Raw genomic sequence first — 15,743 nt, 5'->3', positions numbered from 1 at the left:
TTTAAATATCACAATTTATGAAAACACTAATTTTTACATGTTTGTGTACACTATCCTTTTTGATAGGAAATGCACAAACCGAAATTTCGGGAGACGTCAAAGATAGTTCAGGGAATCCTATACCTGGAGCTAATGTTGTCATTAAAGGAAGTGCTTCTGGTACGACAACAGATTTTGACGGAAATTATAATTTTACTACCAATTTATCTGGTGCACAAACCCTACAGGTATCTTATATTGGTTTCACTTCATATGAAGAGGCTATTAATTTAGAAGGAACACCTTTATCTTTAAATGTAATTTTGACGGAAGCCGTTGGCGTTTTAGACGAAGTTGTTTTAACATCATCAAGCACTTTTAGGTCTCAGAAACAAGCACCTTTATCCATTAGCTCAATAAAGCAAGCTGAGATAATTAAACTTTCGGCAAATAGCCAAGCAGATATTTTACGTAGTGTACCTGGTATTACTGCCGAAGGTGGTGGAGGAGAAACGGCAAGTAACATTTTCGTTAGAGGGCTGCCATCTGGAGGACAATATGTTTTTAATCCTTTACAATATGATGGTATGCCTTTAATTAGTTCATTTGGATTGAATTCATCTGCTCATGATGTTTATGCGAGACCGGATATAGGTTTTAAAGGAGTTGAATTTGTTCGTGGTGGGGCTGCGGTTCTATATGGTGCAGGTTCAGTTGCAGGTATAATCAATTATACAAGTAAAACAGGAGATTCAAATCCTGGTAATATGATCAATGTAGAAGTAGCTAATCAAGGAAGAATTAAAACTGATTTTTATAGTGGAGGCCAATTAGGTGGTGAAGATTCAAATACATTCTATGCTTTTACAGGTTTTGTAAGACATGATAATGGTCCAATAGATGTTGGGTTACCAACCAAAGGGGTTCAGTTTCGTGGAAATATTAAAAAGAAATTCGACAACGGTTCATTTACATTGCACGGACAATTTATAAATGATAATGCTCAATTTTATCTTCCTTTACCACTTTCTGGTGGAAACAGAGATAGAATTAATGGTAACGACGGAAAACCTGTTGAACAATTATTAACAGGCTCTTTAGCAAATACTTCATTCAATACACCTGGTGGAGTTTATAACAGTCCAATAGCTAATGGAGTTTCTACAAAAGGTGGATATCTTTTAGCTGATTTTGATTATAATTTTAGTGACGACCTTAAGTTGAAATCAAAAGTTAGATACGCTAATTATCAGCATAATTTTGCTTTATATGTTGGTGGAAATGGTAACAATGGAAATCCTATAACTTTAAATAATTATATGGAAAGTATAGCACCAGGAAACCTTGGTTATACAGCTCGTTATCAAGGTGGCGATCCAAACCAACAAATAAGTGGTACTGATTTGGTAATTGATAATTTAGAGGTAGATCGTTTGCGTCCAATGACTGATTATTCGGGAGAAATCAATTTGACAAAAAGATTCGAAACATCTAATGGAGGTAGTCATAATATAACGGTAGGTTCTTTTATAGCACGTAGTGAGGCAGAAGATGTTAATTATCAATACGGAGTATTAACTGAATTTAATAATGATCCTAGACTTGTTAATTTGAGTTATACGGATGCTGGGGGTAATAATGTTGTTTATTCTGAAGGTGGATTGTATAACCGTATTGGTCAAACTGCAAATAATTATTTATCACAAAATAGGGTTGCATTATACATAACTGATGAGATGATTTTTGATAAATGGCGTTTTGATATTGGATTTAGATGGGAAAATACAGATGGACAAAACAATAGAGGTGGTATTGCATCTGAAATGGTTTATAATAATGCTGATTTAACACCTGAATTGAGTAATGTACAATCTGCTGATGGCTCTTTTTTAAGAACTAAAGTAGAAGCAAATGCATGGGCTGTTTCTTTAGCCGGTTTATATGAGTTATCTGAAACTACAAATTTATATGCCAACTTTTCAAAAGGATACTTCTTTCCACAATTAAGAGGTTTTGCACCGGTTCCGGGTATAGAAGAAAGTAAGTATGATCCAGAAAATATAATCCAGTTTGAATTGGGTGCTAAGTTTGGCAACAGTAAATTATCAGGATCGTTTGCTGGGTATTATGTTGGTCTTAAAGATCGTGTTTCAATTCGTCAAGCTATTGTAGGTGGTCAATTAATTGATCAAACAAGAGCAGAACAAAATACAAGAACAATTGGAGTTGAAGCAACATGGGATTATGAAATAGTGGAAAATTTGAATCTACGTGGAACGGCTACATATCAAGATCATGAAATAACTAAAAACATTGATAATGATTTAGTAAATGGAACTTCTACAGAGGCCAATGTAGGTAATGAACTTGCTAGACAACCGAATTTGTTGGGTGGTTTAGGACTATACTATGACAATTCTGCTTTTGATGCTAATTTCGGTTTCAACTATACCGGTAAGAAATTTACAGATGATACAAATAATATTGAATTAGACGCCATTAACATTGCTCGTCTAGCTGCTGGATATACTTTTGCAAAACAAGATAATAATCAATCTGTTCGCTTAGGTTTCTCAGTGTTTAATTTATTTGATAGTTCTGGAATTACAGAAGGTAATCCGAGAGCAGGTGCGGCAGGTCAGACAGAGTCTGAGTTTTTTGTAGGAAGACCAATTTTACCGAGAAGAGTATTCTTAACAGCAACATTTAATTTTTAAAATTTGAGTTAGTTTCTTTAGTAAATGTTGGAGTACATTGATGGATATTGGATTTCCATCCAGCAGACATCTTTGTACTCTTTTTTCATTCTAATTATCCATAAATTTTATTATATATGCACGAAAATTTAATTAAAAAGGCAAAGCACATTCTTACTGAGAATTATCAACCTGGTGGTTTCACTTTACCTTGTAAGAATTTATATCCCTTTCAATGGTTATGGGATTCAGGTTTTATAGCAATAGGCTTTGCTCATTTCGATATGCCTAAAGCAAAACAAGAAATTTCGACATTGCTCGATGCTCAATGGGAAAATGGTTTTATACCACATATTATTTTCCATACTGATACGGATACCTATTTTCCTGGTGCAGATTTTCACCGTTCAGATTTACATCCGTTATCATCAAAAAAATACAAATCTACAGGGATGACACAACCGCCCGTTACCGGTTTTGTATTAGAAGAAATGTATAATATTAGCCCAGATAAAGAAGATCTACTTACCTTTATTGAATCAGAAATTGATAAGGTATATGCTAACCATCGCTATTTTTATCAACACAGAGATATTAATAAGGAAGGTCTGGTATATATTTACCATAACTGGGAGTCTGGTACCGATAATTCGCCAATTTGGGATGATATTTGGGCTACCGTGGATTCACCAAGATATGATTTTAAAAGAAGAGACACTTCGCATGTTGACGCATCACAACGTCCTTCGAAAAGAGAGTATGATCATTATTTACACATCATAGAAATTGCAAAACAGCACAATTATAGCGATGAAAAAATAGCAGAATTATCACCTTTTTTGGTACAAGATCCACTATTTAATGCCATGCTTATCAAATCGAATGAAAGTTTGATAAAGCTCTATAAGCGTATAGGAAATAATGAGGATAAGGTACGTCAATTAGAGCAATGGCAACAACTGAGTATTACATCTTTTAATTCAAAGTTATATGACGAAGAGTTGGGTTGCTATATTCATTATGATTTAAGAAATAACAAGCCATTAAGATATATTTCGTCATCATCATTTGCTCCGTTGTTTGCAAATATTCCCGATAAGGAAAGAGCAGCAGAGATGGTAAATACAATGATGACAAAATTTGGTAATCCAGAACAGTATTTATGTGCCTCTTTTGATCCAACTAGCGAGCGGTACAATCCGAAACAATATTGGAGAGGTCCAGTGTGGATCAACCTAAACTGGATGCTTTATAAAGGATTGACACAATATGGATACAAAAATATTGCAGAAAGAGTAAAACAAGATACGATAGCATTAATAGAAATTAATGGGTTTTATGAGTATTTTGATGCTCGAAAAGAAGCACATGGAGAAGTACGAGCAGGCTATGGTGGTAATGATTTTTCATGGAGTGCGGCTCTGCTCATAGATATGTTAAGTGATTAATTATTATTTAGAAATATTAGGCTCATATGGAAACACTCAATTTTTCTGACCATTATTTGTTAGAAGAAAATTTTGTTAAATTATGTCCATCAATTAGTAACAACCCTTAAACGTAAATAGTATGAATTGGCTAGACTATAGTATCATTATATTTTACATTGTTTTCTTTTTAGGAATGGGTTTTTTCTTTAAAGATAATAAAGACTCAAAAGATTATTTTTTAGGGGGCAAAAGCTTAGGATGGTTTCCTTTGAGTTTATCGACCATGGCAACTCAATTGTCTGCCATTAGTTTTATTTCCGCACCCGCCTTTGTTGGCTTAAAATTAAATGGTGGTATGAAATGGTTAACCTTTGAGTTTGCCGTGCCATTAGCAATGATATTTATTATGATTGTTATTGTACCCCCATTATTTAGATCGGGTGTGGTAAGTATCTATGAATTTGTAGAGAAAAGATTTAGTACTTCAACGCGGTTAATTTTAAGTATTGTTTTTCAAATCAGTAGGGCTTTAGGTACGGGTGTAATGGTGTATACTATTGCCATTATATTACAAGCTGTTTTAGACATTGATTTTGTATATACCATATTAATTATATCTGTTATAACTATTATATACTCCTGGCAAGGAGGGATGAAGGCTGTGGTTTGGGGAGACGCCATTCAGATGATTATTTTATTTACAGGCTTAATTATTTGTGTGTATTTTGGCTGGAATCTGGTACAAGAACACGGAGGTTTAGCCAATGGATTCCCTCCAGAACGTTTACAGGTTATTGACTATAATTTAGGTATTGGCAAGGGCAATGAATATGGATTTTGGCCCATGCTTATTGGTGGTTTCTTTTTATATGTATCCTATTATGGTTGTGATCAAACTCAGGCACAAAGGCTTTTATCGGCTAAAAATGAAAAAACAATACGAACGCTATTATTGGCGAACGGCTTATTGAGATTTCCAGTAGTATTGGTGTATTGTACTATGGGCTTAATTATTGGTGGTTTGGTAATGTTGGCTCCTGATTTTCTGGCGGAAATTGCAAGTACCACACAAAAACATTTTCCTGAAGAATTTGCTACTAATGGTATTAAAGTAGATCTAATGGTACCCGTGTTTATTATGAAATATTTACCACACGGCCTTATTGGTATTTTAATGGTGGGTATTTTATCCGCTGCCATGTCTTCGTTAAGTTCTACCGTAAATTCACTTTCTGCAGTAACCGTTGAAGATTTTTTTAATAGAGGAGAAAAGAAATTATCACCTAAAAAATATATGGCAATTTCAAAGGCATCTGTTGTGTTTTGGGGTGGTATTTGTATGGCAAGTGCTTTTCTTTTTGGAGGTAGTAAAAGTGCGGTAATAGAAATAATTAATGCTATTGGTTCCGTTTTTTATGGACCTGTTTTAGTAACTTTTTTATTGGCTTTTTTCTCTAAAAAAGTCAATCATATTGGTATGAATGCCGGAATTATCGTTGCCGTTCTAGTAAATCTTATTTTTTCAAAAACCATGCAAGAAATTTTTAATGTAGATTTAGGTTTTGAAATATTTTGGATTTGGTTAAATTTCACAGGTGTAATACTTTCGTTGGTAATTGCTTATTCAGTGAGTGCCTTAACAAAAAATGTTGAAGTTAAAAGTATTTCAAACTTTAATGTGTCTATAAAAAAATCTGACTTCATGATAAAAGAAGTATATATTTTAGTAGCATTTTTTATAGTAATCGTGATCTTTAGTTATTTCGTACCCACAATTTTTGGATAATCTCAATACAACAACTTATGAAAATTGTTATTGCACCCGATAAATTTAAAGGATCCTTAACGGGATTGGAATTTTGTGATGCAGTAGCATCAGGTATTCAACATATTAATCCAGAATACACCATTGTAAAATTACCTTTGGCAGATGGAGGTGATGGAACTATTGATGTAGCTAATTATTATCTTGACGGTACTTTTATTACCACGCACGTTAATAATCCTTTATTTAAAGAAGTTGAAGCTCAATATTTATATGCGAGTACTACAAAAACGGCATTTATTGAAATGGCAGAAGCGTCAGGTCTTAAACTTTTAAAACCCGAAGAACTCGATTGTAAAAACACCTCAACATATGGTACCGGACAACTTATTTTGGATGCCTTAAAAAAAGGGGCTACCAAAATAATTTTGGGTATTGGCGGTAGTGCTACTAACGATTGCGGAACGGGTATGGCAGCGGCACTCGGCTTTCGCTTTTTAGATGCCAATAAAAAAGAAGTGTTGGCTGTTGGTAAAAACTTGTCAAAAATTAAGTCTATAGATGCGAGCCAGGTGAATGCAACATTAAAAAATGTAACCTTTAAAATAGCCTGTGACGTTACCAATCCGTTATACGGAATAGAGGGAGCGGCCTATGTATATGGTACTCAAAAAGGTGCTTCAACTGAAGATATTAAAATGCTTGACCAAGGATTAAAAGATTTTTCTAACGTGTTGAATAGTCATTTCAATACCGATGTTCAGCAAATACAAGGTGGCGGAGCAGCTGGAGGAATGGGGGTAGGCACACAACTATTTTTAAATGGAGCACTTACTTCTGGAATAGATTTAGTGAAAGAAATTGCTGATTTTGAGACCCAAGTTAAGAATGCAGATTGGATTATTACAGGAGAAGGAAAATTGGATGATCAGACCTTATCAGGTAAAACCATTAACGGCGTGCTAACTTCTGCCTTAGATCAACACATAAAAGTAGCTGCCTTTTGTGGTGCCATAGAATTACCTGAATATAGCTTAAAAAAAATGGGAATTGAATATGCGGCTTCTGTTATAGAGGTAGCTAAAGATTTAGAGGATGCCATGCAAAACAGCTCCAGTTATTTGATAACAATTGCGGAAAATTTCATAAAAGAAATAGAGAAGTAGAGTCGTTATTAAATACTCTTATCGAGGAAAACTCATTTTTTAAATATGTTATCTTAAAAATCAAAATAAAACAAACCATTTCTGTCTGTTTTGCATGCTCTATCCATAAGAAGAAGAGCTTTTGTAGGAGCAATCGCTAACAATTCATATAATTAATTTTTAAGTGGTAAATATTTTCTAATTTTAAACGGTCAAATTGATGACAAAATTTAAAAGAGAAATTAAAAAATTATAAAGTATGAGTACTACTAAAAAAGCATATATAGCGGGTGGATGTTTCTGGGGCATGGAAGATCTTTTTAGAACACGCCCAGGTGTCATAGATACTGAAGTGGGATATCAAGGTGGAGAAAATGAAAACCCCACGTATAAAAATCATCCAGGTCACGCCGAAGGTATTGAAATAACATATGATGCCGATAAAACTTCGTTTCGAGAGATTTTAGATTTCTTTTTCAGAATTCATAATCCAACTACGGTTGATCAACAAGGAAATGATATGGGATCTAGTTATCGTTCGGCAATTTTCTTTCAAAACGAGGAAGAAAAGGCAATAGCAGAGGAGGTAATAAGTATTGTTAATGCATCAGGAAAATGGGATGGAAATGTAGTTACAACCCTAGAACCTTTTGCACCGTTTTGGCAGGCAGAACCCGAACATCAAGATTATTTGGTAAGAAACCCCAATGGTTATACATGCCACTTTTTAAGATTTGAAGATAGTTTTTTGAAGAAAGAAGCTTAACCAATAATAAAGTAATGGTTTCAAGCAAATATCACAAAGAGATTAAAATAAGTCAATTTATATTTTTCGAGCTTTGCGTGTTTATTTCTTTGCGTTCTTTGCCTGAAATTTCGAACACTAAAATTTAAATTTGCAACATAAAAACAACATAGGATTAGGTACAGCAGCTATTGGTAGACCAATATACATTAACATTAAACAAGATGCTAGTGAAGAAGTATTCTCATTGCCAAAATTTAAAGAAAAAGGGTTAGAAGTATTAGAAAATGCTTATAAAAATGGTGTTCGTTATTTTGATACGTCTCCTGGATATGGTATAGCCGAAGAATTAATGGTAGGCTGGTTAAAAGATAAGAACGATCCGAGTATTGTGGTTTCAACCAAATGGGGCTATACTTATGTGGCCAATTTTGATCCCAATGCAAAAATACATGAAGTAAAGGAGCATTCATTAGTAAACTTGAACAAGCAATGGGAGCAGTCTAAAAAGTTACTACCGTATTTAAAAGTATATCAAATACACTCGGCTACTTTAGATACCGGAGTTCTAGAAAATACGGAGGTTTTAAAACGATTACACGAGCTGAAAAAAGAATATAACATCACCATTGGCTTAACTACCACAGGGGATAATCAAACTGAAGTTTTGGAAAAGGCGTTGTCCATTCAAGTGGAGAATGAAGACTTGTTTCAATCTTTTCAGTGTACTTTTAATATGTTGGATCAAAGCATTGTAAAGTATAAAAAAATATTACAAGAGCGTACCGGACCTTTTATTATTAAAGAAGCCTTGGCAAATGGTCGATTAATTCCAAACGAAAACTATTCGAAATATAATAGTCTTTATGAATTTATGACGCATATTGGTGAAAAATATAAGGTAGGTGCGGATGCTATTGCACTACGTTATGGCATGGAAATTTTTCCAAATGCAATGGTACTGAGTGGTGCCAACAATGACATCCATTTAAGAGCCAATTTAAAAGCGAATCAATTTTCGTTGACTTCTGCAGAAATTAAGCAATTAACAGATTTCGGAATTTCGAGTTACGATTATTGGAAAGAAAGAAAACAACTGAAGTGGAATTAAACAGACTAAACTGTATTCAATTTAAATCATAATTTAAAACCATGCTAAAAAAAACAGTATTCATGCTTTTTTTATTTCAAACCCTAATGTATGCACAAGATACCTTAGTTGTAAATATTGATCATGATTTGATTCCCGATAAGGTGTGGATTGCCTTTGAAGAAGACGATGGCTATATTTATGCTAAATTATCGGCTCCAAATAAGATTTTTAAAAGTAAGCCCATGGGAGACCCTTCAGGGTCGGTCCATTTTACAAAAGCTAAAAACGGATTTCATTTTAAAGTCAATTTTATGAGAGGTGGCTTTGGGGTTCAATTTAGATATAATGATAAAACTAAGGAAATTGAAGCGATTGGGTTGAGCCGATACGAATTTGGAAACGCGGCAAATGATGGCAGTGGTGAATCTAGTATTAATTTAAATACACATAAATATATAGGCAATTGGCATTATTACGACCTTGAAAAAGAAGCCTTAATTAAAATGGCACCTATACAACGTACCCTCAAGTTTTCTACCCAGAATTTAGTTGATTTTGATGGTGCAATCGTAGGTGATTTTATGGATCAATGTGCAGCATTATATACTGAAGAAAAAGCAAAGCATATTAAAAAATAGAGATGATTATTTCCAAAATAGTAAAGAGAAGTTAAATAAACAAGCTAAAAACACAGCGTGTTTTTAGCTTGTTTATCTCATTTACAATTTACTGAAGCGTATATCTGGCTCAAATTAGAACCAGTGTTGTTATTTCAACACTTTAGCATAATTAATGCCTAAGCTATCCCAATGCAACTGCATTTTTTTAAGTGCAATTTTAAAGCTTTCAAAATCTTTATTTTCTAAGGCGGTCCAACCCACTTCTGCATAGGCAGCAATTCTCGGAAAAGTCTGTCTTTCAACATCCTTATTTGTAGGCGTCCACTCGCTCCACATTTGGCATCCTAAGCCATAAATGTTTTTGTAGTATTTTTCCTCTAATCCTTCAGGAATAGGATTAAAACCATAGGCTTTTTCTAAACTAATCCCTTCATAATTATAATCTAAATAGGTATTACTATGCAATGAATTAACAATACCATAACCTTTTTTAGCTGCGTCTGTAGCTAATGCTACATCGCCTTTCCAGAAATGGACTACCACATTTTTAGCTAATGCGGTCTCAGCCTCTTTATCATTCTTTTTTTCTTCAAAACCTTTGTGGATATTTTTACCCATTATTTCGTTCCATCCCATCATTCTTCGTCCGTTTTCTTCAATAAACTTTGAAATGGTATTTGTAAACTGTATTTGTAAATCGGCAGGTGAATTAATGTTATTCTCTTTCATATACGCTTGTACATGTTTTGAATCTTCCCAAACTTTATACCCCACTTCATCACCACCTATATGAATGACTTCAGAAGGGAATAATTCAAAGACTTCCGTTAAAACGTCTTTTAAAAATTCTATTACTTTTGGGTTTGTAACATCGTAATTATCATATAATCTACCAAATTTTATAGGTACATCAATGTCAATACCGGCAGTGCCTAACCAAGTATAGGCCGCAATAGCTGCACTTGAATGTCCTGGCATTTCAATTTCAGGCACCACATTTATATTTTTTGTTGCAGCATAGGCAACAATACTTTTAATTTGCTCTTGCGTATAGAATCCTCCATGAGGCTCTCCTGAAGTTTTTCCACTTTTCCAAGTGTCTATTTCAGAGTCTTTACGAAAGCCACCAACTTTGGTTAATAAAGGATATTTTTTAATTTCTACACGCCAACCAGCATCATCTACTAAATGCCAATGAAAAGTATTCATCTTTAATAATGCCATTTGATCTAGTATCTCTTTAACAAATTCCTCGCCATGAAAATAACGCGATTCATCTAACATATATGCACGCCATTTAAACCGAGGACTATCTTGTATAGTTAACGATGGCACTAAGTATTTGGTTGTATTCGTTTCTGGTGATACTTCTTTGCTTAGTAATTGCTTTAGCGTTTGTACACCATAAAAATAACCTGCTTGGTCATTAGCTTTAATCGTTATTTTTTTTGGAGTTACTATAAGTTCATATCCTTCGGCAGGTAAACCTTCTGATTTTTCAAAATAAATGGAACCTGAATTCTCGTTAACAGTTACATCAAAATCAGCTGTTGATTTTACAAAAAGGATAAGGTCATTTACCGCAATTTGTTGTACTTCAGCATTCATTACAAGTTGTTGTCCATCTTTAAACGCAAATGATTCAGCTGCTAATACTAGAGAATCTACTTTTGGCAATAGTGCTATTTCATCGATAGTAAAAGTTCTGTTTTTTTCAGCACAACTAATGCATAGTAAGAGTAGAGCGAATTTAAAAATAAATTTCTTCATTATGAGTTTATTATGTTTAGTGGGTTTAAAAAGCAATATTAACACTATTTAATCGCTTAAACTACAAATGAATTTGCTTTTGAGGATACTATCTTTGCCTTTGCGTTTTTTTAATTGCAATCAATTGTTTTATTTTCAACATAGTTATGTACCATAAATTATTTAATACCCTCTGCCAATTCTTACATATAGTCATATGCTGCTTTCAGCTCTGTACCACTACATTAATATAAATATATTTTCTGCTTGGCGAGAGCTTCTGTGTGTTAACATTTAAATGATAATTCCGCATCCAAAACCTATCTTTTTTTTGAAATTAAAAAAAGTGGTACGCTCTTTGTTAAAGTTATGTTAATGAACTCATCTTGGTTTTCATTTTATTTCAAAAAGTCAAGATGGGTTCATTGCTTTTTTTTAAAAGCGAATATTTCAAACGCTTTTTTGAAGGAAACGAAAAAGAATATCAACCATTTTAAACTTTTTGCTATGAACAAATTATTAAAATCAGTACTATTATTATTCGTATTTGCAAATGCATTTACACTAACAGCTCAAAACAAGTCTCAAGACAAAGACGAACCCTTAAATCGAAATTATTTTCAAATTAGTCCCAGATTTGGTTATGATTTTCCAACCTATAACAATGATACGCCTTATATAGATTATGAAGGTGGTTTAGATTTAGGATTATCTCTAGATTATTACTGGACTTGGTATGGTGTAGGTATCGATTTTGACTATATCATGAATCAACCTAAAAGTACTTATAAAACGGATAATCTTTTTGAAGCCGATTTAAGTACCCCTATAAATACCTTTACTTTAAGTGAGGATAAAATTACACGAATGTTTTATGGTATTGGTCCCAACTTTCAATACAGAACAAAATCAGGAAAGTTTACGGCGGAATTAAATACACGTTTCGGATTGGCCAATATTGATGGCGGTAGAACGTATTTAGAAGGTTCATCTGGTAGATTTACCCATCCCTTAAATTTTCACGCAGGTTATAAAGATTCTGGAGTACTTACCTATAAAGGACAGGTTCGTTTTACCTATTATATTTCCAAAAATATTGGAATCAATGCTGGAGCCTATTATATGAATCATATGGATGTTGAAGAATTAAGTGAAGGAGGACGCTCTGCAATGTATCAACCTATATTTGTTGCGAGAGATAAAAACGATCAACCTGTAAATACTTTAGAAGCAGAACCTATTATGAGAGCAACACCTTCTAAACATGATATTTCATCGTACGGAGCGTTTGTGGGAGTTACCTTAAAACTTGGCAAAACTAAAAAGAAAGAAGAAGCATGTGAATTGTGCTCAGAAACCTGTAAGATAAACATTACAGCAAAAGATAAATTTACGGGTCAATTATTAGCGAATACAGAAATTGTACTAGAAGATTTAACGGGTGCAGAAATACAAACAGGAACTACTAATGAATTTGGTGAAGTAGTTTTTAAAGATGTTGCACCAGATGATTATGTTGTAAAAGGTAAATTACATGATGTTGATTTACAAGCTGAAAAAATAGGTAAAACGGATTTTGAGGCCTGTTTAAAAAACAGTCGTTTAGGTGTAGAAAAAGTGATTTGGTATACAGATGAAAATTATATTCTTAAAGGAAATGTAGTAGAGTGTAGTCAAGCAGAAGGTATACAAGGTGTAGCCATTAAAGTTAGAGATAAGATTAATGCTGGGGAGAAGAATACCATTTCTGATGAAAAAGGAGATTTCCTGGTGCATCTGAAACAAGTCTCTACGTATGCTTTAAACGGTAAAAAAGATGGGTATTACTCAAACGAAGTAGAAGTGAAAACGGCTGCGTATAATAGAAATAAAACCTTATTTATTGAATTTGAAATGTGTATTGATCCATGCGGTAAAGCAATAAATTTAGAAAATATTAATTTCAATTTAGACAAGGCTGATATTTTATCAGAATCATTACCAGACTTACGACGTATTGTAAAATTAATGAAAGAGAATCCAACCATCCATGTAGAACTGTCGTCGCATACCGATAGTCAAGGTGGTGATGCATATAATAAAAGATTATCTCAACGTCGTGCAGATGCTACTGTTGCCTATATTGTAACGCTAGGTATAGCCAAAGAACGTTTAATAGCTAGAGGAGCAGGGGAGAGTGAGCTTAAAAATACTAAATGTGCTGACAATGTACCCTGTACGGATGATGAACATAAAATTAATCGTAGAACAGAATTTAGAGTCATCTGTAATTAGAATTCCAGCATCACTTATGTCTTTCAAAACTTCAGAACGCGTGTTTTTCGTAACGAAGTGTAGAAAAATGTATGCAGAAGGATATCTGAAAAACAAATGAGAACTTTTAAAAAAGGCAGTCAAACGGCTGTCTTTTTTATACGACTAATCGTACTATAAATGCTATCTTCGTCACAGTCTAAGAAAACGGAAATGACCATTAAAATAAGAGATAAATTAATTTCAGGTTCAACATCATCTCACAATTTATAAAGCTCTTTTGAATTTTAAAAAATTAAATAAAAGTCTTTTGTATTATTTACAATGGTAGGTATAAGAAAGATCAATTTCTCATCGCTAATAAGAATTATGACCAAAACAATTACAATTGCCCTACTATTGATTTCAAGCTTGTCTTTTGCTCAAAAAGCAGACTCTACTAAACTTAAAGAGCTTGAATTTGTTGAGAAATTCACGTATGCTGTTACATCAGAGTTGTTTAATCCCGAAAAAAAAGCTACAACAATAGACACCGATTATAAATTGCCATGGGAGGTTTCTAAAACATACACAAATGAGCAATTAAAAACGGCCCTAGATACGCTTATAAAAAATGCTACCATAAACATCAAAAAAGGGATGTTTACAAATCATATTGTTGAATATAATTCCTTTTTTCCAGAGTTTATGGAAGATATTTCTTTTGATTTTTTCAAATTAACTATTAAATCAAATAAGATTGAACATGACAATGAGATGCTCGCTATTCAAGATTTGGGTAGTACAGGATTTGGATCTCATTCCTCTTCTGGTTTTGCCAATAACACTAGTTTTTCACATAATTGGAGAACCATTAGTAGTTCTTTTCCCATAAAAACAGAAATAAAGAACGAAGATTTTAGTGGTTCTATCGAATTTGAAAGTGGCTTTGTAAAAGGGTATGATCATTTAAAAATTACCAAATCAGATATTGGTAAAACCCTACAATTGGGAAGCTATAATTTTACGGTAATAGATTATATTAATAATTCGGTGGTATTAGATGTTGAAAATAGTGACGATTATTCCCAATTTTCAATGGTAAATACAAATGACAAGGGACAAAGAATTAGAGCGAAAGAAATGTCTTTTGCAAAACAAACGATGAGTAAAGACATGTATGATATGTTTAAAACAAATCCTAAAATTACTTTTGAAGACTATAAAAAGGCGGTACACTCAAAGTTTGTAGTTATGATGGAAGCTAAAATGAATGGAGCTTCGGAAGAAAATATTTTTGGTAAGAAATATGTTGTATTGTCATCAGGGAGCACGTTGGATAATGCATATCTCTATATGCCCAATTATATTCAAAAAACCTTCACAATTGTATATACGAAAGATCAAGAAGTACGAACACCAATAATGCCTAAACAAGCACCTTCTGAAGAAAAAATTAGATTGTCTTTTGAAAAGGAAAATAGTGATGGCGTGTTACTTGGTAAAGACATTCAACTTTTAGACGAAGACCTGAAGGTTATTGAATCTATCACAGAAGGCACTTTTGTTAAAATTATTGGAAAGGCAATGTATTATCATATAAACAACACAAAAGATTGGAGCTGTAACGGATACAAATATGTAAAAATAGTTCACAATGATAAGGAATACATTGTAAAAGGAACCAATGTGTTTAAAATGGAAAAGTTGGATGTTCAACCCTTGACTGAGGCCAATGAAATAGAATTGTTTACGGCAGAATCACGTGATTTTTTACAGCCATTATCACCTGATCAATCTGCTGAAGGTATGACTTTTTGCGACCATTTGTTTTATACACCCATTATCGTGAAAACTAATAAAAGCGGTTCTTACAGTCTTATTACATTGGAAAAAACGCAAGACGATGCAAAAATAACTGATGCTTTTAAAGAAGCTGATTTCTTTCAGTCGGGTAGTAATTATAAAACATATGATAATATCAGAAGAATAGAAGATGGCGATAAAGGGATGGTATTTACCATAAAACGTCATCAATTTACGTATAAGGTTTTAGTGACTAAAAAAGGTAAAAATTACAGTGCACGCTATATTAAATAATTAAAAAAAATAGTGTAATAGAGCAATTCTAAATGGTGACCAAAAATGTAATTCCATATTTTGATTTTGGTAGTAATTAAATTTTGAATTCAAATTTAATACCAATAGAAAATGTCTGAATATAAGAGTAATACTTCCGTAAATTATAATGCTTTTTAAGCACAAAATTCTTAAATTTGTGTAGTTGTT

Annotated in this window: 10 protein-coding genes; 9 read left to right on the top strand and 1 reads right to left on the bottom strand. The window is 33.1% G+C overall.

The features are described 5' to 3' along the window. Positions 1 to 17 precede the first annotated feature (17 nt). The 7 genes from JBL43_RS19835 to JBL43_RS19805 all read left to right on the top strand — a co-directional run bounded on the left by JBL43_RS19835 (position 18) and on the right by JBL43_RS19805 (position 9,491). Positions 18 to 2,696 carry a TonB-dependent receptor gene (locus JBL43_RS19835; RefSeq protein WP_198843099.1) on the top strand — a complete coding sequence of 893 codons (2,679 nt, stop codon included), beginning with the start codon at positions 18 to 20 and terminating at the stop codon, positions 2,694 to 2,696. Positions 2,697 to 2,812: 116 nt separating this feature from the next. Further along, the gene (locus tag JBL43_RS19830) at positions 2,813 to 4,123 is read left to right on the top strand and encodes an amylo-alpha-1,6-glucosidase (RefSeq protein WP_198843098.1); all 1,311 of its coding nucleotides are present in this window, start codon (positions 2,813 to 2,815) and stop codon (positions 4,121 to 4,123) included. A gap of 121 nt (positions 4,124 to 4,244) precedes the next feature. Continuing rightward, complete coding sequence (locus JBL43_RS19825) at positions 4,245 to 5,891, top strand: sodium:solute symporter family transporter (RefSeq protein ID WP_198843097.1); 1,647 nt, start codon at positions 4,245 to 4,247, stop codon at positions 5,889 to 5,891. Positions 5,892 to 5,908: 17 nt separating this feature from the next. Further along, the gene (locus JBL43_RS19820) at positions 5,909 to 7,036 is read left to right on the top strand and encodes a glycerate kinase (RefSeq protein WP_198843096.1); all 1,128 of its coding nucleotides are present in this window, start codon (positions 5,909 to 5,911) and stop codon (positions 7,034 to 7,036) included. A gap of 238 nt (positions 7,037 to 7,274) precedes the next feature. Continuing rightward, complete coding sequence (gene msrA, locus JBL43_RS19815; RefSeq protein WP_198843095.1) at positions 7,275 to 7,781, top strand: peptide-methionine (S)-S-oxide reductase MsrA; 507 nt, start codon at positions 7,275 to 7,277, stop codon at positions 7,779 to 7,781. A gap of 130 nt (positions 7,782 to 7,911) precedes the next feature. Next, positions 7,912 to 8,871, top strand: a complete 960-nt coding sequence (locus tag JBL43_RS19810) for an aldo/keto reductase (RefSeq protein ID WP_233098839.1) — start codon at positions 7,912 to 7,914, stop codon at positions 8,869 to 8,871. A 41-nt stretch (positions 8,872 to 8,912) separates the two neighbouring features. Beyond that, positions 8,913 to 9,491 carry a hypothetical protein gene (locus tag JBL43_RS19805; protein ID WP_198843094.1) on the top strand — a complete coding sequence of 193 codons (579 nt, stop codon included), beginning with the start codon at positions 8,913 to 8,915 and terminating at the stop codon, positions 9,489 to 9,491. 129 nt (positions 9,492 to 9,620) lie between these two features. Here the strand turns inward: JBL43_RS19805 and JBL43_RS19800 are convergent, their stop codons facing one another. Next, complete coding sequence (locus JBL43_RS19800; RefSeq protein WP_198843093.1) at positions 9,621 to 11,243, bottom strand: beta-N-acetylhexosaminidase; 1,623 nt, start codon at positions 11,241 to 11,243, stop codon at positions 9,621 to 9,623. 486 nt (positions 11,244 to 11,729) lie between these two features. On the opposite strand from JBL43_RS19800, the gene JBL43_RS19795 reads away from it, so the two are divergent. Both JBL43_RS19795 and JBL43_RS19790 read left to right on the top strand, forming a co-directional pair. Next, entirely contained in the window at positions 11,730 to 13,496 is a 1,767-nt protein-coding gene (locus JBL43_RS19795) for an OmpA family protein (protein ID WP_198843092.1), read from the top strand. Positions 13,497 to 13,844: 348 nt separating this feature from the next. Further along, entirely contained in the window at positions 13,845 to 15,554 is a 1,710-nt protein-coding gene (locus JBL43_RS19790; protein ID WP_198843091.1) for a hypothetical protein, read from the top strand. The last annotated feature ends 189 nt before the right edge of the window (positions 15,555 to 15,743 follow it).

Origin of the sequence: Aureibaculum flavum (assembly GCF_016406085.1) — a bacterium.
Classification (GTDB): Bacteria; Bacteroidota; Bacteroidia; order Flavobacteriales; family Flavobacteriaceae; genus Aureibaculum; species Aureibaculum flavum.
Note: the sequence above shows the minus strand (reverse complement) of the source record. Positions and strands in the feature narration are given on the sequence as shown.